The sequence below is a fragment of the Sorangium sp. So ce1036 genome (genome assembly GCF_051369805.1).
Taxonomy (GTDB): Bacteria; Myxococcota_A; Polyangia; order Polyangiales; family Polyangiaceae; genus Sorangium; species Sorangium cellulosum_F.
This window is the reverse complement of sequence record NZ_JBBMOX010000001.1, coordinates 7,585,537-7,604,766: the sequence shown is the minus strand read 5'-3', so window position 1 is coordinate 7,604,766 and position 19,230 is coordinate 7,585,537. Positions and strand designations below refer to the sequence as shown.

17 protein-coding genes are annotated in these 19,230 nt (G+C 70.3%); 13 read left to right on the top strand and 4 right to left on the bottom strand.

Translation table 11 applies throughout. From position 1 onward, the window contains the following. Positions 1-40: 40 nt before the first annotated feature. From WMF31_RS28555 to WMF31_RS28510, 10 genes are all read left to right on the top strand, one after another. On the top strand, positions 41-2,428 hold the full coding sequence (locus WMF31_RS28555) for a SpoIIE family protein phosphatase (protein ID WP_436604979.1): 2,388 nt from the start codon (positions 41-43) through the stop codon (positions 2,426-2,428). A 24-nt stretch (positions 2,429-2,452) separates the two neighbouring features. Next, positions 2,453-3,370, top strand: a complete 918-nt coding sequence (locus WMF31_RS28550) for a slr1658 superfamily regulator (RefSeq protein WP_012234413.1) — start codon at positions 2,453-2,455, stop codon at positions 3,368-3,370. Between the two features lie 48 nt (positions 3,371-3,418). Continuing rightward, positions 3,419-4,408: a PP2C family protein-serine/threonine phosphatase gene (locus WMF31_RS28545; protein WP_129346521.1), complete on the top strand. Its 990-nt coding sequence runs from the start codon at positions 3,419-3,421 to the stop codon at positions 4,406-4,408. Next, positions 4,408-4,899, top strand: a complete 492-nt coding sequence (locus WMF31_RS28540; protein ID WP_242515995.1) for an ATP-binding protein — start codon at positions 4,408-4,410, stop codon at positions 4,897-4,899. Before WMF31_RS28545 ends, WMF31_RS28540 begins: the two co-directional genes overlap by 1 nt. 34 nt (positions 4,900-4,933) lie before the next feature. Continuing rightward, a complete protein-coding gene (locus WMF31_RS28535) occupies positions 4,934-5,344 on the top strand; it encodes a hypothetical protein (protein WP_129346523.1) in 411 nt (136 codons plus the stop codon). Positions 5,345-5,377: 33 nt separating this feature from the next. Then, on the top strand, positions 5,378-6,754 hold the full coding sequence (locus WMF31_RS28530; RefSeq protein ID WP_436604978.1) for an STAS domain-containing protein: 1,377 nt from the start codon (positions 5,378-5,380) through the stop codon (positions 6,752-6,754). A 70-nt stretch (positions 6,755-6,824) separates the two neighbouring features. After that, entirely contained in the window at positions 6,825-7,322 is a 498-nt protein-coding gene (locus WMF31_RS28525) for a MarR family winged helix-turn-helix transcriptional regulator (RefSeq protein ID WP_436604977.1), read from the top strand. A gap of 17 nt (positions 7,323-7,339) precedes the next feature. Next, positions 7,340-8,278, top strand: coding sequence for a 3-keto-5-aminohexanoate cleavage protein (locus WMF31_RS28520; protein ID WP_436604976.1), 939 nt, complete (start codon positions 7,340-7,342; stop codon positions 8,276-8,278). Next, positions 8,275-9,060, top strand: a complete 786-nt coding sequence (locus WMF31_RS28515; RefSeq protein WP_436604975.1) for an enoyl-CoA hydratase/isomerase family protein — start codon at positions 8,275-8,277, stop codon at positions 9,058-9,060. The genes WMF31_RS28520 and WMF31_RS28515 overlap by 4 nt, the downstream gene beginning before the upstream one ends. Positions 9,061-9,079: 19 nt before the next feature. Then, positions 9,080-10,642, top strand: a complete 1,563-nt coding sequence (locus WMF31_RS28510; protein ID WP_436606611.1) for an acyl-CoA carboxylase subunit beta — start codon at positions 9,080-9,082, stop codon at positions 10,640-10,642. 120 nt (positions 10,643-10,762) lie between these two features. On the opposite strand, the gene WMF31_RS28505 is transcribed toward WMF31_RS28510, so the two are convergent. After that, positions 10,763-12,400 (bottom strand): hypothetical protein, encoded by a 1,638-nt coding sequence (locus tag WMF31_RS28505; protein WP_436604974.1) that lies wholly within the window; start codon positions 12,398-12,400, stop codon positions 10,763-10,765. Positions 12,401-12,521: 121 nt separating this feature from the next. On the opposite strand from WMF31_RS28505, the gene WMF31_RS28500 reads away from it, so the two are divergent. Continuing rightward, positions 12,522-13,211, top strand: a complete 690-nt coding sequence (locus WMF31_RS28500; protein WP_436604973.1) for a thiamine phosphate synthase — start codon at positions 12,522-12,524, stop codon at positions 13,209-13,211. Next, entirely contained in the window at positions 13,208-13,810 is a 603-nt protein-coding gene (locus WMF31_RS28495; RefSeq protein ID WP_436604972.1) for a hypothetical protein, read from the top strand. The genes WMF31_RS28500 and WMF31_RS28495 overlap by 4 nt, the downstream gene beginning before the upstream one ends. A gap of 30 nt (positions 13,811-13,840) precedes the next feature. On the opposite strand, the gene WMF31_RS28490 is transcribed toward WMF31_RS28495, so the two are convergent. Further along, complete coding sequence (locus tag WMF31_RS28490; RefSeq protein ID WP_436604971.1) at positions 13,841-14,833, bottom strand: ATP-binding protein; 993 nt, start codon at positions 14,831-14,833, stop codon at positions 13,841-13,843. A 225-nt stretch (positions 14,834-15,058) separates the two neighbouring features. Between WMF31_RS28490 and WMF31_RS28485 the strand changes: the two genes are divergently transcribed. Next, positions 15,059-16,570, top strand: a complete 1,512-nt coding sequence (locus tag WMF31_RS28485) for a phenylacetate--CoA ligase family protein (protein ID WP_436604970.1) — start codon at positions 15,059-15,061, stop codon at positions 16,568-16,570. Here the strand turns inward: WMF31_RS28485 and WMF31_RS28480 are convergent. Both WMF31_RS28480 and WMF31_RS28475 read right to left on the bottom strand, forming a co-directional pair. Continuing rightward, positions 16,459-17,478 carry a toll/interleukin-1 receptor domain-containing protein gene (locus tag WMF31_RS28480; protein WP_436606610.1) on the bottom strand — a complete coding sequence of 340 codons (1,020 nt, stop codon included), beginning with the start codon at positions 17,476-17,478 and terminating at the stop codon, positions 16,459-16,461. The genes WMF31_RS28485 and WMF31_RS28480 overlap by 112 nt on opposite strands. A 190-nt stretch (positions 17,479-17,668) precedes the next feature. Further along, complete coding sequence (locus tag WMF31_RS28475) at positions 17,669-19,054, bottom strand: YecA family protein (RefSeq protein ID WP_436604969.1); 1,386 nt, start codon at positions 19,052-19,054, stop codon at positions 17,669-17,671. Positions 19,055-19,230: the final 176 nt, after the last annotated feature.

The window sequence follows — 19,230 nt, the reverse complement described above, 5'->3', positions numbered from 1 at the left end:
GCCGCGGGGTTGCCGCAGCTTTGGTGGGAGACAGGTATACGTGAGCTCGCCTGCAGATGGGACCCCGAAGACGCCGCGGCCGCGCGGGTTCTTCGCCGGTCTCAAGAAGTTCAACACGAAGTTCATGCTGGTCACCGGGTTCAGCGTGCTGCTCGGCGCCATCCTGAACGTCCTCGTTGCCCGGCAGGGCCTGCATGAGCTCAGTCAGAAGTCCGCTCGCGAGATCGAGGCGGGGCTGAACGCGGCCAACCGCGAGTACCTGACGAACCACCTCGGCGACACGGCGCATCACGTCAACCTGAAGCTCGGCCACGCCTACGCCGACCTCCGGATGCTCGCGGCCATCGTGCAGGCGATGGTGGACAACGGGGAGGAGCTCGAGGAGCTGCACGCGAAGGTCGCCAGCATGGCGTTCTTCCAGGACAAGCTCGTCCACAACGCGCAGAGCAACTGGTGGCAGAACGGCCCCGACGAGCCGACCGTGGTCGGCGTCTGGGGGTACCTCGGCAAGGACGGCCAGATCTTCCCGGAGGTGCGGCGGGCGGTGGACAGGACCGCGCTGCTCGACCTCATCTTCCCGGCCTTCCAGAAGTACGGCGCCGACAAGCTCCAGATCTACTACGCCGGCAGCGAGGAGCACCCGTTCGTGCGGGTCGCGCCGTACCTCGACATGGGGGGGACGTTCGACAAGCTGTACCCGGGCCACAACGAGAAGGGGTGGTACGACTTCTTCTATCCCGGCCTGGTCGAGAGCTGGAACGACTGGCTGAAGCAGCCCGGGGGGCTCAAGAGCTATCCGAACCAGACGACGGTCACGGCGCCCTACGACGACGCGGGCGGCGGCGGCATGATCATGACCGCGTTCCACCCGATCTGGAGCAAGGAGCGGGACAGGTTCGCGGGCGCGGTCGGGCTGGATTTGACGCTCGCGCAGCTCGTCGAGTCGATCAAGGACGTCCGGCTGGCGAACGCCGGCTTCGCCTTCCTCACGCAGGCGGACGGCAACGTGCTCGCGGTGAACAACCTCGGCGCCGCGACGCTGCGCCTCCGGGCCGAGGGCGGGGCGGGGCAGAGCGAGGGCGTCGGCGTCCTGCAGCGGAGGCTCAAGGACAGCAGCGAGCCGTCGGTGGCGTCGATCGAGCTGCCGAAGGACGACAGGGTCGATTACCATGAGCAGATGATCGCCGGCGAGGCGTACATCCTCGCTCTCCAGCGGCTCACCCCGGTGAACAGCTGGGCCGGCCCGGGCGCGCGGATCGACGCGCAGCACTGGACCCTCGGCTTCGTCGTGCCGAAGAAGGAGCTCTACGCGTCGCTGCTCGCGTCCCAGCGGGCCATCGAGGAGAGCCGGACGAGCATCGTCACGACGCAGATCGTGGTCACGATCGCCTCGTTCCTCGCGCTGATGCTCGGGGTCTACCTGGTCTCCCGCAAGATGACGGGCGCGCTCGTCGCGCTCTCGACCGGCGCGACGCGGATGCGCGAGGGCGACTACGGCGTGCGCATCGACGTGAACTCCGCGGACGAGATCGGTCAGCTCGGCGTCGCCTTCAACGACATGGCGAGCGAGATCGAGGCGTACACGAACAACCTCGAGGAGCTCGTCGGGGAGCGGACGCAGGCGCTCGAGAAGGCGAACCAGGAGATCAGCGAGCTCAACGCGAAGCTCGCGCAGGAGAACATCCGGCTCGGGGCGGAGCTCAACGTCGCCCGCCAGCTCCAGCTCATGGTGCTCCCCGCGCCGACCGAGCTCCAGGAGATCCCGGGGCTCGACATCGCGGGCTACATGGCCCCGGCCGACGAGGTCGGCGGGGACTACTACGACGTGCTCCGGAGCGACGGCATGGTCAAGATCGGCATCGGCGACGTCACGGGCCACGGGCTCGAGAGCGGCGTCCTCATGCTGATGGTCCAGACGGCCGTCCGGACCCTGCTCGCCAGCAACGAGCGGGATCCGAAGAAGTTTTTGAACATCGTCAACAAGGTCATCTACCAGAACATCCAGCGCATCCGGTCGGACAAGAACCTGTCCTTGACGCTGCTCGACTACAGCGACGGCGCGCTGCAGCTCACCGGCCAGCACGAGGATCTGATCATCGTCCGGAAGGACGGGAGCCTGGATCGGGTCGAGACCATGGGGCTCGGGCTGCCGATCGGCATCGAGCTGGACATCAGCGACTTCATCTCCAGCATCGAGGTGAAGCTGGAGCCCGGGGACGTCGTGACGCTCTTCAGCGACGGCATCACCGAGGCAGAGGATTCGTCAGAGGAACAATACGGCATCGACCGGCTGTGCCAGGTGATCTCGCGGAACCATCAAAGAACCTCGAAGGAGATCAAGGACGCTATCATCGAGGACGTCTTGGCGCACGTAGGCTACAACAAGATCCATGATGACATTACGGTGCTTGTCATTAAGAGGGTATGAGCAAGGGGGAGACTGGGCATTACCATGAGCGAAATCATCGGCGTCTACTCTTTAGACGATTCGTTCAGCGAGCACATGTCGCTGACGTTGTATCCCGACTCGTTCGCGGTGAGATGGAGCCTGTGTAACCTGACGGCGAATTTCATGGCCGAGTACTTCGGCGAGCTCTTTCCCGAGATAGACGGCGAGGACAGGCTCATCAGCCGGGACGAGGTCTCTGGTGCCATCGGATACGTTCTGAACGAGCTGGTCGAGAACGCCGTCAAGTTCAATCAACACGGTGACATCACCGTGACCGTCGGGATCGGGCGTGAGGATCTGGTGTGCCTCGTCAGCAACCAGATCACCAACGCGGCCGTGCCCTCCCTGCGCGAGAAGCTCCTGGAGCTCACGCAGGAGGACCCCGGTGAGCTCCTCAGGCGGCAGGCGGAGGCGAACGCCGAGGACGCGGAGAACGCGGGGTCAGGGCTCGGGTATCTCATCATCATGAATGATTACGGGGTCAGCCTTGGGTGGAAGCTGGACCCGATCTCGGTCAATAGCTTCAGCATCAAGACGATGGCCAGGATTCCTATTTTGAACGAAAGGTCGAGAATGGAAATCAAAGGTGGTAACTATCGGGTTTGGTACGATCCCTCTGAGGTTGTGGTGTACCTGGAGGGGATCCTTCGTCTTGGCGGGACCACGGAGTACGCCCCCATCGAGGAGCTGCTCGACAAGGTCCTGGCCACGAACCCCCCTACCATCACGCTCGATGTCCGGGCGCTGAACTTCCTGAACAGCTCGGGGATCAACGTCCTGTACAAGTTCGCGATCGCCACCCGGAAGAAGGGCGAGCTCCAGCTCATCGTCCGCGGGTCGAAGTCGATCCCCTGGCAGGGGAAGTCTCTGCCCAACTTGAAGAAGTTCAACCAGAACTTCGAGATGATACTCTGTGATTGAGCTGGGATGGGATCCTCCGTCCAACCCGAATCGCGTCCAGGTCGATCCATGACTGCACCCAAGGACATCAGCTCGATGCACTCCAGAGGCTTCATACAGAAGCAGAGTAATCTGGATGCCGTCAGGGCGATCGTGAAGGAGCGGCAAGCGTGGAACACGCTGCTCCGCGAGGAGGGTAACTTCACGGACTTCATGGAGCGCTGCAGCGCGCTCCTGGAGTACGTCGACAAGCTGAAGCTTGACTTCGACGACCTCTCCCTGGTTCACGAGGCGATCCTGGAGCACGCGACCAGCATCGAGAACGAGCTCGAGGGGTACAACCGGGCCATCGACGACGACCTCGCGGTGGCGCGGCAGGTGCAGCGCGCGCTCTTGCCCGAGGCGAGCGGCGCCATCGCGTCGGCGTTCGACATGGCCATCTTCCACAAGCAGCTGGCGCAGGTTGGGGGGGACTACTACGACTTCTTCTATCTTCCCGGCGAGCGCCACGCCATCGGTGTTTACGATATCTCGGGTCACGGAGTATCGTCGGCGCTCATCATGGCATTCCTGAAGGCCCAGTTCGCGCACGCCACCAAACGGCTCGACAGCCCGGGGGCGATCGTGGACTGGGTCAACCGGAGCGCCTACTCGTTCCTACGTGAGGTCCGTCGATACGCGACGGTGAACTTCGTCATGTTCACGGACCGATTCCTTCGCTACGTCTCGGGCGGAGGCTACGGATTGCTTGTCCGTCGCGGGACGCCTCGCTCGTTCAACCGGGTGAGCAACTTCATCGGTCTTCGCATCAAGCCGTTCCACGAGTTCGAGCTGCCGTTCGAGGAGGATGACGTCCTCGCCTTGTACACTGACGGGATGTTCGAGGCGCAGGACGCGAGCGGGGAGATTTATTCCGTGCAACGTCTCAACGAAATCGTCGTCAAGCACAGCGAGGAGCCGGTGCAGGTGATCCTCGACCGGTGCATCGAGGACTACACGCGGTTCCGAGTGGCGGACGCGGACGACATCACACTGATCATCCTGCGAAGGTGCGCCTGATGAAGCCCGAGAAGAATCATTCGCAGACGTCGGTCGGTGCATCGATATATATAACTCCGATCGATCACATCACGGGCGACGTGGCCGGCCTGCTCGCGAACTTTTTGGACGCGCTTCTGGTGAGGTTCTATCCCAGACGGATCTGCCAGAAGGTCAACGTGGTCGTCACGGAGCTGGTCACCAACGTGATCCAGCACGGGACCGAGCGTGAGAGCGAGGTTCGGCTCGATCTGAGCATCGATCCTGACCGATTGCTCATCAAGGTTTCCAACCGCGTTACGCCGGAAGAGTACCGAACCGTCAAGGCCGTATTCGACGAGATCTTCGCCGCGGAGGACCCGAGGGAGCTCTTCGCCAGGACGGTGCGCGAGCGGCGCAACGACCGGCGCAGGGGCGGCCTCGGCCTGATACGGCTGACTGCCGAGAACAAGTTCCATCTCTCGACGCAGTACGTCGATGGGACCCTCGTCGTCCAGGCAACTTTCCCGTGAAGAGGCTGCGTATGTTTTCCACGAAAGGTCGCGTATGAAGGCTCTCAGCTATGGAGAAATCACGGATGGCGGGCTGAGCGTCTTTCAGTCGGTCGCCCGGCTCGATGACGACAACCGCCTCGTCCTGACCTTCGAGGGTGCCATCCGGATCGATAACCCGTACCGGTACCTGTCCAGCTACCTCGACGAGCTGGCGAGGGTCCTGCCGCAGCACCCGATCACGTCCACGGTGATGGATTTCGTGAAGATGCGGTTCTGCAACTCGAACGGCTTCTACGTCATCATGGACATCGTGGACGCCGTGTACAACCTCGTGCCCGGGCGGGTCGTCGTGCGGCGGATCCTGGACGACGACTGGCAGCACGAGACGCTGCCGATCCTCCTCAACCTGAACGAGGAGCATGTCGCCGCGAGGACGACGTTCGAGGATGTCAAAGAACCCTAGCCGTGGGGTGTGGGCTGGATAGGGCGAGCTGCCATGGGCGCACCAGCGTACCACGCGGACACGGAGCGGTTCTTCGCGGTCTGTCCCGATCCGCTCTGCCTCTTGCGGATCGACGGATCGTTCGTCCGGGTGAGCGGCGCCTGGGAGCGCACGCTCGGGCTGAGCGCCGAGGATCTGGTCGATCGGAACCTCCTCGATCTCGTGCATCAAGACGACCTCGCGTCGACCCGCGAGCAGCTGGAGCGGCTCCGGCAGGCGCCGGTCTCCCTCGGGCTCGAGAACCGATGCAGGAGCAGGAGCGGCCTCTATGTCTGGCTGTCCTGGTCGCTCCTGTCGGTGCCGGGCGAGGGGCTCATCTACGCCTGGGCGCGGAACGTGGGGAAGCAGAAGCGCCTGGAGCGGGCGCTGATGCAGCGGATCGAGACGAAGATGCTGGTCGCGTCGATCTCGGCGCACTTCGTCAACGTGAAGCTCGCGGACATCGATCGCGGTTTTCACGCGGCGCTCGCGGAGCTCGGCAAGGCCCTGCGCGCGGACCGGGCGAGCCTGTTCCTCCTCTCGGAGGACGGGCGGCGGTTCCTGAGGACGCACGAGTGGTGCGCCGGGGGGGTGCCCTCCCTGCTCTCGGAGCGCGCCGTCATCGCCAGGGACGCGGTTCCGTGGCTGACGGAGCGGCTGTTCCGCCTCGAGCTGTGCGACGTCCCGCGCGTCTCCGAGCTGCCCGATGAGGCCGAGCGCGAGCGGCGGGCGTTCTCGGAGCTCGGGATCGTGTCGCTCGTCCGGATGCCGGCGGCGTACGCGGGCCGGCTGATCGGGGTCGTGGGGCTCGACGCCGTCCGCGCGCACCGGACGTGGGACAAGAGCATCCGGGCGCTGCTCCAGGTCGTGGGCGAGATGTTCGCGATCACGCTGGAGCGCAAGCGCGCCGAGGAGTCGCTGCGCGAGGTGATCGAGCAGCAGGAGTCGCTGCGCGAGGTGATCCAGCGGCAGGAGTGCGCGATCCAGACGCTGTCGACGCCGATCATCCAGGTCTGGGACAGCGTGCTCGTGCTGCCGCTCGTGGGCAGCATCGATCGCCTCCGCGCCTCCGAGATCACGGAGAAGCTCTTGCGGGCGATCGTCGAGACGAAGTCGCGGTACGCGATCGTCGAGGTGACGGGGGTCGAGGAGGTCGACGCGGCCACCGCGCAGCACCTCATCGGCATGCTGCAGACGATCGAGCTGCTCGGCGCGCAAGGGGTCGTGGCCGGGGTGCAGCCCCAGGTCGCGCAGACGGCGTCGTCGCTCGGGTTCGATCTCTCCTCCGTGCAGGTGCACCGGGACCTCCAGGAGGCGCTCCGGTGGTGCATCCGGGCGATCCGGGCGGACGGGCGGCCGAGACCGCGGCGGCGGGCGTCGCGTCGCAGGTAGAGCAGGTAGATCCGGGCTGCCCGGCGCTTGACGGGACCTTCGCGGGAGAATATTTCGTACACGAAGCATCGTGACGACGACCCTTCCGCCGCCCGACAGGCCGGAGATCGACGCCATCGTGGAGATGATCATCTATCTCTACACGGAGTCGCGCCGGCTCACGAAGGGCATGGCGAGCGAGTTCGGCCTCACCGGACCTCAGCTCACCATCCTGAAGCTGCTCGAGTCGTTTCAGGATCTCTCGCTCTCCACGCTCTCGGAGCGGATCCGCGCGCAGAACAGCACGGTGACCGGGATCGTCGACCGGATGGAGCGGGAAGGGCTCGTCCGGCGCGAACGCTCGAAGACCGACCGGCGCGTCGTGCACATCCGGCTCAGCGAGAAGGGCGCGCGGCTCGCCCGCGAGATCCAGGTCGAGCCGATGGAGATCTTCCGGAGCGCGCTGCTCGGCCTGAGCCCCGCCGACCTGCGCGATCTGCTCCGGATCCTGACGAAGCTGCAGAAACAGGTGCTGTCGCGCGTCGGACAGGGCGGGCAGAAGAGGGGCGAGGGCGGCGACAGGACGTAACACGGAGGCAGGGGGTCATGAGAGAGAGGCCGACGTTCACCGGAGAGCCGAGAAACCCGAACGAGCGAGATCCCGATATCTGCGTGGTCACCTGCGCGCTGTCCGGGGTGCTCGCCAGCCGGAAGCAGTGTCCGGCGATCCCGTACACGCCCGTCGAGATCGCCGAGGAGGCGAGGAGGGCCCACGACGCGGGGGCCGCGGTGGTGCACATCCACGCGCGCAACGACGACGGCTCGCCGACGTTCTCGCCGGCCGTGTTCGCCGAGATCAAGGCGGAGATCCGGGAGCGCTGCCCCGTGATCCTGAACTTCTCGACGGGCACCCTCCTCGACGACGTCAGCGAGCAGTGCGCGACCCTCCGCGAGAGCCGCCCCGAGATCGCGGCCCTCAACATGGGCACGATGAACTACTCGAAGTACTCGCGCGCACGGAAGAGCTTCGACTTCGACATGGTGTTTCCGAACACCTACGCGAAGATCGGCAAGCTCCTGTCCGCCATGAACGACGCCGGCGTGAAGCCCGAGCTCGAGTGCTTCGACACGGGGCACACCCAGGGCGTGTGGCCGCTCATCGACATGGGCCTCCTCAGGCCGCCGCTGCAGTTCTCGTTCATCGTCAACGTGCTGGGCGGCATCCCGGCGCACGTGGAGTCGCTCCAGCTCCAGACCAAGATCATGCCGAGGGGCTCGGAGTGGGAGGTGATCGGGATCAGCCACGGCCAGTGGCGGATGCTGGCCGCGGCGCTCGTGCTCGGCGGCAACGTGCGGTGCGGGCTCGAGGACCACTTCTACCTGCCGAGCGGCGAGATGGCGCGCAGCAACGGCGAACTCTGCGAGGTCGCCGTGCGCATGGTGCGCGACGTCGGGCGCCGGCCGGCGACGGTCGACGAGGCGCGGCGGCTCCTCGGCCTGCATCAGGGCGACGCGCCGGCCCCGGCAGGGGGGGCGGCCTCGTGACGGCGCCGGCGTACACCCTGATCCAGGCGGCGTCCGCGGGCGGCGTCCTCCGGCTCACGCTGAACAACCCGTGGCGCAAGAACGCGATCGGCCCGGTCATGGTGAACGAGCTCCTCCACGCGCTCGAGGCCGGGATGGCGGACGACGCGGTGCGCTCGGTGGTGCTGACCGGCGCGGGCGACGCGTTCTGCGCGGGCGGCGACTTCGCGCAGATGGCGGGCGCGGAGGGGGCGCCCGCGCTCGAGCCGAAGGGCGACTACGCCGATCTCCTGCTCGCCCTCGCGAACGCGACGAAGCCCGTCGTGGCGCGGGTGAACGGGCACGCGCTGGGCGGCGGGCTCGGGCTCGTCGCCGCGTCGCACTTCGCGATCGGCGCCCGCGGCGCGAAGCTCGGGACGCCGGAGATCAACGTCGGCCTGTTCCCGATGATGATCATGGCGGTGCTGCAGCGGCACGTGAGCCGCCGCAGGCTGCTCGAGATGATGTTCTTCGGGGAGCGCATCGACGCCGACGAGGCCGTCCAGTGCGGCCTGCTCAACAAGGCGGTGGAGCCCGACGCGCTCGACGCGGCCGTCGACGCGGTGACCTCCGCCATCGCCGCGAAGAGCCCGATCACGGTGCGGCTCGGGCTCGAGGCGTTCGCGGCGCAGGACGATCTCGACCTCGAGTCGGCGCTGCCGCTCCTGCGCGAGCGGCTCGCCGGCTGCCTCGCGACGGACGACGCGCGCGAGGGGGTCATGGCCTTTCTCGAGAAGCGAAGGCCCCGCTGGTCGGGCAAGTAGAAAGGGGTGGCCCGTGAACATGCGAGAGCTCGTGAAGGATCTCGAGGCGCGCCGCGAGGCGGTGCGGCGGATGGGCGGGGAGGAGCGGGTGGCGCGGCAGCGCGCCCGCGGGAAGATGACCGCGCGGGAGCGGCTCGCGGCGTTCTTCGACGACGGCGTGCACTTCGAGGTGGGGATGCACGGCACGCAGATGGGGCTCGCGGCCGGGCCGGACGGGAGGGACCGGCCGCCCGCGGACGCGGTGGTGTGCGCGTTCGGCAAGGTCGACGGCCGGATGGTGTGCGCGGCGGCGTACGACTTCACGGTGAAGGGCGGCAGCATCGGCCAGACCGGCGAGGAGAAGGTGACGCGGCTCCGGCAGATGGCGCTCCGCGGGCGCTGGCCGATGGTGTGGTTCATCGACTCGGGCGGGGCGCGCATCGATCCCGCCTCGATGCACCCGGACACCGTCTCGCTGTTCGCCGGCTCGGGGCACCTGTTCCGCGAGCAGGTGCACATGAGCGGCGTGGTGCCGCAGGTCGCCGCGATGGTGGGGCCGGGCGCCGCCGGGACGGCCTACATTCCGGGGCTCGCGGACTTCGTGCCCATGGTGAAGGACGTCGGCTCGCTGGCGCTCGGCGGCCCGCCGCTCGTGCGCGCGATGACGGGCGAGGACATCTCGGAGCAGGAGCTCGGCGGGAGCCGGGTGCACGCCACGAAGAGCGGCGTGGCCGACGCGGAGTACCCGAGCGACGCCGAGTGCCTCGCCGCGGTGAGGCGTTATCTCTCGTTCTTCCCTTCGAGCTGCGACGAGGAGCCCCCGCGCCTCCCGGTCACGGACCCTGTCGAGCGGCGAGAGGAGTCGCTGCTCGATCTGTTGCCGGAGAGCTCGCGGCGCGCGTACGACATGTACAGGCTGATCGGGGCCATCGTCGATCATGGCGAGTGGCTCGATCTGAAGCCGCGGTGGGCGCGCTCGATCATCACCTGCCTCGCGCGCATCGGCGGGCAGAGCGTCGGCGTCGTGGCGAACCAGCCGAGCCACATGGGCGGCATCCTCGACGTGGACGCGTCCGACAAGGCCGCGCGCTTCATGCAGATCTGCGACGCGTTCAACATCCCCCTCGTGTTCCTGCAGGACGTGCCCGGGTTCATGATCGGGTCGAAGGTCGAGCACGAGGGGATCATCCGCCACGGGGCGAAGATGCTGCATGTCATGGCGGCGGCGACCGTGCCCAAGATCACGGTGGTCGTGCGCAAGGCGTACGGCGCGGGCTATTACGTGATGTGCGGGCGCGCGTACGAGCCTGATCTCATCGTCGGGTGGCCGACCGCGGAGATCAGCGTGATGGGCCCGGAGGGGATGCTCGGGATCGCGGCGAAGAAGATGTTCGGGGACGCGCCGCCGCCGCCCGAGGTGAAGCAAGGGCTCGTGGACATGATCCAGAAGAACATCGACGTGATGAAGGTCGCCGGCTGGGGGCTCATCGATGACGTCATCGACCCGCGGGACACGCGCAGGGTGATCGCGTGGGGGCTCGATCTCGCGCGGAAGAAGCACGTCGAGCGGCCGCAGAAGAAGCGGGGGATCATCCCGGTCTAGGCGCGCGTCGTCCGGGGTCGGGCCTGGCTGGCCGGGCAGGAGGTCTCTGCCGCGCCGCCCGGGGGGGATCGTGGGGCGGGGGATGGTGAACGGGCCGGGCTCCCGAGGGAGCCGGCCTGTTCACTCGTTATCGTGTTCCGGGTCGTGCTCCGGCGCCTCGCTGCCTTTTGGCGCCGGCGTCGGCACGGCCCGCGGCGCGGCCGAGTAGAACGGCCCCGGCGCGCTCTTCACGCGGAGGAGCGTGCTGCTCTTGGCGGGCACGACGGCCGTGTAGGCGTCCAGGCCGACGCCGCTGCCCGATTCGTTCGCGTGCAGCGTGGCCGTGACCTCGTAGAGACCCTCCCGGTCGAACGTATTGCCAGGACAGGCCTCCTTGAGGAGGACTGACATGCTGCTCGACGCGCCCGGCTTCAGCGTCCTGTACATGTCACGCGGGATCGCGTTCGTCGGAGGAGACGCCTGGCACACCGTCGTGCCGTTCGGGCCGTCCACCCGGAACTCGAGCATGCGTGGACGGAGGGCGACTGTCATGGGGCGTCTGCCAGCGTTCCTGGCCCTCACCCGGATGACGATCGAGCGAGGGCTCGCCGCGTCGGACCAGGGCTCGCTCGTGAGCTCCAGGCGCGGGGCGTTGGCGTCCACGATCGGTCCGTTCGATGAGGCCGTGACGCGGCTCCTGTCGGGCGGCGCATGCTCCCTGGCGGCCGGATGCGCGCCCCTGTCGGCCTCGGGCGGAGCAGCCTCGTCGGTCGTCGGAGGAGCCGGCTTGTCGGTCGTCGGAGGAGCCGGCTTGTCGGCCGCGGACGGAGCCGACCTGTCGGCCGCGGATTGATCTCCCTTGTCGTCCGCGTCCGGATGCGGTTCGGCGCCGCCGGCCGGGTCGGTCGCGGCAGCCGCTCGGGCCGGGGGCCGTCCGTGGCTCAGCACCATGGTCGGCGCCGCGAGCCCGACCGCTGGAGCGAACGCCGGGGGATTTTCCGTCGACTCCGCGGCGAACGGCGCGGCGGGGGGCTTCCTCGACCACCTGGGCGGCGGCCCCCACCCGTACCAGGCCCTCACCACCGCGCCGCCGGTGAGCGCGGCCTCGTCCTTGCCGAAGCAGAGCAGGCGCGGGTCGAAGCGCTCGATGAACGATTGCCCGGGCGCGAGCAGGAGCGCGCGCCGCTCGGGGAAGCCGCTCGGCTTGAGCCCCGCGGGCGCGGCGCAGCGGAACGTCTTCTTCTTTCGCTGGTCGAACGTGTCGATCTCCAGGCGCAGCAAACGCACGTCCGCCGGGATGCGCATCGGGCGATCCCCCTCGTTGTCGATCCGCAGCGTCCACGGCCCGCGAGGCGTGGGCGCGATGAGCCAGACGCGCGCCGGTGCCGGCGGAAGGGGCGGGGGCTCCGGCGCCTTCGCCTTCTTCGCGCTCGCCCTCGATGCGGTGGCCCTGGCCCCCGCAGGCGGAGAGGCGGAGCCGGCCTTCGGCGCCCCCGGCGGCGCGGCCCTCGGTGCCCCCAGCGGCGCGGCCCTCGGCGCCCCCGGCGGCGCGGCCCTCGGCGCCCCCGGCGGCGCGGCCCTCGGCGCCCCCGGCGGCGCGGCGTTCGGCGTCTCCGGCGGGGCGTTCGACACCTCCACGGCCGGCGAGGAGGTCGGCTTCGCCTCCGCCCGCGCCGGGATCGACGCGACCCCCAGCGCGGCCATGGCGGCCGCCGCGATCGACGCCGCCGGCGCGGCCGACGCAAACAGACAGGCGATCCGGACGAGACGTGTGCGCATGGGGGATCCGTTCCGGAGCGAACGCTTCCGCTTTCTTTCTGGGGGCGTCAACCTTAGCGTACCCGGCGAGCCTGGGGCCCTCGGCGGGTCGAGGCGCCCTCCGGCGGCTCGAAGCGTGACCATGCGCGGTCTGTACGCCATCGTCGACACCGACTCGCTCGCGCGTCGCGGGCTCGATCCGGCGGCGTTCGCCGAGGCCGTCCTCGACGCGCGCCCCGCCGCCGTCCAGCTGCGCGACAAGCAGGGCGGCGCGGCGCGCACGCTCTCGCTCCTCCGCGCGATCCAGCCGCTCGCGGCGCGCGCGGGCGTGCCGCTGTTCGCGAACGACCGGGCGGACCTCGCGCTGCTCGCGCGCTGCGACGGCGTGCACGTCGGCCAGGACGATCTCCCCGTGCCGGCCGTGCGCAGCCTGGCCCGGCGCGCCGGCGCCCCCCTGCGCGTCGGGCTCTCCACCCACACGCCCGCGCAGCTCGAGGCCGCGCTGCGAGAGCCGCTCGACTACGTCGCGGTCGGGCCGATCTTCGCGACCTCCAGCAAGGAGCGCCCGGACGCCGTGGTCGGCCTCGGCGCGCTCGCGTCGCTGTGCGCCCAGGTCGAGCGGGCGCGGCCGGGGCTCCCGGTCGTGGCGATCGGCGGCATCTCGCTGGAGCGGGCGCCCGAGGTCGGCGCGCTCTGCGCCGTCGCCGCGGTCATCGCGGCGCTCCTGCCCGAGCAGGGCGGCCGGGGCGCCCTCGACGAGGTGAGCGCGCGGGCGCGGGCGCTCCACGAGGCCATCGCGCGCGCGGCGCCGCCCCGCGGTGGCGCGCGATGAGCCTGACGCTGCTGGCCGCGGCGGCCGCGGCGGTGGCCGCGACCGTGGGCTACCTCGCGTCGCGCCGCGACCGGGAGGCAGAGGGGGCGACGGGCGAGGAAGCGCTGCGCGCGGCCAGCGGCGCCCCCGGGGGCGCGCCGTGGGACGAGCTGCCGTTCGCGCTCGGCGACGTGGTCCTGGTCGGCAGCGAGGAGCGCTGGCTCGCGGGCGCGCTCGTCGCGCGCGAGCGAGGCGAGCTCGTCGCCGTGGTGTTCCTCGCGCCCGAGGGGGCAGCGCAGGGCGCGGTGGTGACCTTCCCCGAGCCGCGCCGCGAGATCCTGTGGCTCCTGCCCGCGGAGGTCGACGCGCCGGACGAGCCGCCGGCCACGCTGGAGATCGCGGGCATGACCCTGCGGCGGCGGGCGCGCCTGCCGGTCACGCTCGAGCGCGTGGGGCAGGGCGCGCCTCCGCTGGGGGACGCGGGGATCATCGCCCTGTACGAGGGGGGCGGGCACGACGCGGCCGTGGTGCTCGCGAGCGAGGGGCGGATCCACGCCTGGTCCGGGCGGCGCATCGACGGCGCGGGCTACGAGCGGCTCGGCGGCGGCGGCGAGGGCTGACGCCGGCGGCCCCGCCCGCGAGCCGGCGCGCTAGCCCGCGCCGCGCAGCTCGGCGATCAGCGACGCCATCGCGAGGCCCGGCGAGGCGTTGCGCTCGAGGTGCACCACGGCGCGGGAGACGGCCGCGTAGCGCCGGGCCGCGAGGCCGGCGCTCCTCGGATCGGCCGCGACCGCGGCGCGGGCCTCGCGGGCGAGCGCGGCGCCGAGCGCGCGGAGGTAGTCCTTGAGGGCGCCCTTGTCGCGGTCCATCGACTCCGCGAACGCGACGGCGGGCCCGAGATCCCGGGCGGCGGCGGCCGTGAGGACGCTCTTCACGAACGCGTCGCGCGAGGCGGTCTGCTCGTCGTCCGCGAGCTCGAGCGCCGTGGAGGCGCTGCCGGCCGCGAGCTCCACGGCGAGGTCGTGCCGCTCCTCCGGCACGCCGTGGTCGCGGAGGACGCCGCGGACGATCGGCTCCGAGAGCGGGGCGAAGCGGACGGGCAGGGTGCGGGAGCGGATCGTGTTGAGCAGGCGATCGCCGCGCGAGGTGAGCAGGACGAAGTGGGTCCCCTGCCGCGGCTCCTCGAGCGTCTTGAGGAGCGCGTTCGCGGCGCCGACGCTGAGGTCCTCGGCGTCGCGGACGATGAACACGCGCGCGCGCCCCTCGTGGGGAGGGTAGGCGGCGTGGGCGAGCACGATGGAGCGGATCTGGTCGACCGAGATCTCGGTCAGCTCGTCGCGGCTCCGGCCGATCACGGCGGCGGGGTAGAAGTTCTTCGCGACGATCTGCACGTCGGGGTGGAGCGGCGACGCGGGGCGCCCGGCGGAGCGCGCCGCCGCGCGCCGGCAGGCGTCGCAGCGGCCGCAGCCGAGCGGGTCGCCCGCGGTGCACACGAGCGCCTGCGCGAGCGCGACGGCCGCGAGCTCCTTGCCGACGCCGGGCGGGCCCTCGAAGCGGTAGGCGTGGTGCACGCGACCCGCCCTGAGCGCTCGCTCGAGCGTGCCGATCGCGGTGTCCTGGCCGAGGATATGGGAGAACGGCACGGCCCGCTGTCTAGCACGACCGGGGCGCGGCCGGGGCGCGGCCGGCGCGCCGGCGGCCGCCCGCTCCGCCCGCGCCGCGGTCCGGCGGCGTCCCCACCTGCGGCGGTGATAGATTGCCGCGCGTGCGCGTCGTCGTGCTCGGCGGAGCTCCGCCGCGACGCGGGGGCGCTGGCGAGCCGACCCGCGCGCTGCGCCGGGCGATCCGGGCCGGCGGAGGAGGGGACCATGATGCGAGAGGATCGATCCAGGCGGGTTCTATCGGCGCTCGACGCGTTCCTGAGCACGCCGCTCGACGCGGCGCTGTCGCGGCACCGCGAGGCCGATCCGGCGGCGAGCGCGCTCGCCCTGTTTCACGACGTCGCGGCGACCGTGCCGGCGTATCGCCGCTTCCTCGAGGAGCACGGCGTCGATGCTGCGGCGGTCCGGACCCCCGCGGATTTCGCGGCGCTCCCGGTGATCACGAAGCAGAACTACATCCTCCGGCACCCGATCGCGGATCTGTGCCGGGGTGGGCGGGTCGAGTCCTGCGACATGGTCGCCGTCTCGTCGGGGTCGACGGGCAAGCCGACGTTCTGGCCGCGCTCGCTCACGGACGAGCTCCCGGTGGCCTTTCGGTTCGAGCAGGTGTTTCACGACAGCTTCCGGGCCGACGCGCGCCGCACGCTCGCGGTCGTGAGCTTCGCGCTCGGGTCGTGGGTCGGCGGCATGTACACGGCCGCATGCTGCAGGCACCTCGCGGCGAAGGGATATCCGATCACGGTGGTGACGCCGGGCAACAACAAGGAGGAGATCTACCGTGTCGTCCTCGATCTGGGGCCGGCGTTCGAGCAGGTCGTCTTGCTCGGCTATCCACCCTTCCTGAAGGACGTCATCGACACGGGCCGGGCGCGGGGGATCGACTGGGCGCCGCTGCGGATCAAGCTCGTGATGGCCGGCGAGGTGTTCAGCGAGGAGTGGCGGAGCCTGGTCGGCGAGCGCGTCGGGTCGACCTCGCCCTGTTACGACTCGGCATCTCTCTACGGGACGGCGGACGCCGGCGTGCTGGGCAACGAGACGCCGCTCAGCGTCGCGATCCGCAGGTTCCTCGCCGGCAACCCGGACGCCGCGCGCGCCCTCTTCGGGCAGGACCGGCTGCCGACGCTGGTGCAGTACGACCCGGCGGCGCGGCTCTTCGAGCAGCGCGAGGGGATGCTCCTCTTCTCGGGCGAGAACGGCATTCCGCTGGTCCGCTACGCGATCCTCGACAGCGGCGGCGTCTACTCCCATGCGGACATGATGGCGGCCCTCGCGGGGTTCGGCTTCGAGCCGCGGCGGGAGCTCGACGGCGCGCGCGGCGCCCGGGAGCTCCCGTTCGTCTACGTGTTCGGGCGCTCGGATTTCACGGTGTCGTATTTCGGGGCCAACATCTACCCGGAGAACGTGGTGGTGGGCATCGAGCAGCCCGGCATCAAGGAGTGGGTGACGGGGAAGTTCGTGCTGGAGGTGCGCGAGGGGGCGGACAGGGAGACGTACCTGTCGGTGGTGGTCGAGCTCGCGCCGGGGGAAGGGGAGAGCGACGCGCGGCGCGAGGCGGCGGCGCGGTCGATCGAGGAGCACCTCGTCCGGCTGAACAGCGAGTTCAGGAGCTACGTGCCGGCGGGGAAGCGCGCGCCGCGGGTGACGCTGCGGGCGGCGGGGGATCCGGAGTACTTCCCGCTCGGGGTGAAGCACCGGTATACGAGACAGGCGAGTGGATGAGGGCGGCGAACGCTCAGGATCATCCTTTCCAACGGGCGGGGCCAGCGCAGCGGAAGCCGAGGTGCTCGTTCTGGTAATTCGTCTTGTATCCGATCCGGCTCGCCGAGCCCGGTTTTGGCTGTTTTCACGCTGCCACGCGTAGTCCCCCAGGCTGCGCCCGTCATCGCACGCCCCGCGTCGAGCGCACGCCACACGGTCGCGAACCCGCCGCGGCCGATCCGCTCCAGCAGCAGGCACCGGCCCTCGCTGAGCTCTTCGCCCACGTGGAGCTGGCCGCCTTCCCGGCGCTTGCGACGGAGGTCGACGATTTCCTGGTCCACCTCCGCGGTGCTCGCGCCCGCGGCCCTGAGCCGCACCCGCCGCTTCTGCGCCACGGCGAGCTGCCTGTCGATCGCGCGGATCGCCCCCTCGGCCTCGCGCAGGGGCGCCGCGAGCGCGCTCATCGGCGCTACCCTGGCGGGCCCCGCCTCCGGCCGCGCGCTCACGGCGGCTTCCTCCACGGCCGCGCGGATGCCCCGGACCACCTCGCTCCAGGCCTCATCCGGGTTCGCCCAACTCGTCACCGCCGCGCCGCTCTGCGGCAGCGCCTGGAGGTCCGCCAGGGCGGTGCCCTCCCGGTCGCACGCGCGCACCAGGATCGGCACCACGCGCGCCGCCCCGTGGCGATGCCGCTCCAGCGCGGCGCAGAGCTCCCGCTCGTAGCAACTATCCGAGGCGAGGAACGCCTCGCTCACCAGCAGCACCACCACCTCGGCGGCGGAGAGCCCCGCCGCGATCGACTCGTCGCGCGCCGCGCCGGCGCCGATCCGGCCGTGGTGCCACGTGCTCACCAGACCTCGCCGCTTGAGGGCGGCGAGGTGCGCCTCGAGCGCTTCCAGGTGCGACCGGTCCGCGGGGGCGTAGGAAATGAAGACGTCGATCGCCGTGCGCTGAGCGCGTCGTGGCGGCGGCGAGCACGCTGCGCCTCGGCCGCCCGCTCCGCGCCGACCAGGTTACCAGAGGTGGCGCTGAGACTCGACCATACAGGCGGTCCACAAAGGGTCCACATCAGGGCGAGCGACGCGGTCGCGCTCTCATGCTGGTAGGTGCCCCGGCCGCTCACGCGGTCTTCCCGCAGCACCGCTTGTACTTCTCGCCGCTCCCGCACGGGCAAGGGCCCTTGCGGGACGGTCCTTCCCGGCGGCGCGCCTGGACCTTCGGGTGATAGTGCTCGCGGAGCGGCGCGAGCAGCCGCATCGTGTCCTCCGGCGACCAGCGGGCATGGACGAGGCGGATGAACTCGCGCGGAAGGAAGAGCTGCTCTGGCTCGGCGCGCGCCGTCCAGGGGATGAAGAGCATCATCAGGGCCATGACCTCCGCGTCGTCGACGAACGACTGCCGGGTGTTCACCGGAAGGGCCATGGCGAGCGCCTCGGGCACGTCTTCCTCGCGCTCGAAGCGCAGCGGGTCGCCCGCGGCGAGCCCGCGGGTGAGCGAGACGGCCATCCGCGCCCCGAGGCTCCGCTGCATGGTGGCCGCCGATTCGGGCTCGTCGAACGCCGCCTCGGCGGTGCTCTGGAAGAGGGTAAGGAGCGCCTCCGGGAAATGGGCCCTGGAGAGATCCCGCGGCGCCGATAGCACCTTCCGCACCTCGGCGCGGAGCCTGGCATGACCCACGCCGAGCGCGATCAGGCTCCCGGCACTGGTCACGAGCCGGAGCTGCGATGCGGCCTCGTCGAACGCCGTCTTGCAGGCGCGGAGCTGCGCCTTGCCGACCTTCGCGACGCCCCAGAACCCGCGCAGGGCGAGGGCGACGCTCCCCTGGCGCGAGGCGCCCCACGCGAGGCAGGAGCTCGATAGATCGAGCTGCTCCGGGAGCGACGCGAGGAGCGCGCGACCGTCCATGAACGCGAGGACCGCGAGGTGCCCGATGGCCCAGAATAGGTCCCAGTACCGCCGGAGCAAGGGCGTCAGCGCGCGCTCCCGATGCCTGATGCGGAGGAGCGCGCCGCGCAGCTCATCGAGCTCGGTCACCGCGCCGAAGAAGGCGCGCAGGAACTCGAAGCCGAAGAGCGGCTGGAAGGCCGAGATGCCCACGAACTCCTCGCGCGACAGGTCCGGGCCGGCGTGGAAGATGCGGTCGAGGAGCTGCGCCGTGTGCCCCCTCGGCCCGGCGAGCGCGCTCGCCGCGGCCATGCGCGCGCGCAGATCCGCGACCTTCGCGGTGAGCCCGTCGAGCTGTCCGCGGGTGATGATCGGGAGGTCGCCCGCGCGCATCCCGGCGCCTAGGCAGGTCACGAAGCGCCCCTCGCGCGTGACGACGAGGAACGGCCCGCGCGTGGGATCGTCAAGCGAGATCGCGACCCGCTCTGCGCCGCCCGGGAGCTTCGCGCAGCGGAGGAGGTACTGGACGAGGCCGTGATCGCGGTAGAGCGTGAGCGCGAGCTCGACGTGAGAAAGCGAGACGCGATCGAGCCTGGACAGGAAGTGATGTTGATGTCCCACGGTCGCGGGCGGATCCTAGCGCGGACGACCGCTCGGGGCGGCGCCGGCGCGCACCGGCCCGGTGGCCGTCGCGGCGCCGGACCCAGAGGCCGGCGGCGACGAGCCGCGCCCGCAGCCCGCCGCAGAAGGCACGCCGGCGGGGCGCGGATAGCGGCCCGTCTTCCCCGCGCGGCGCG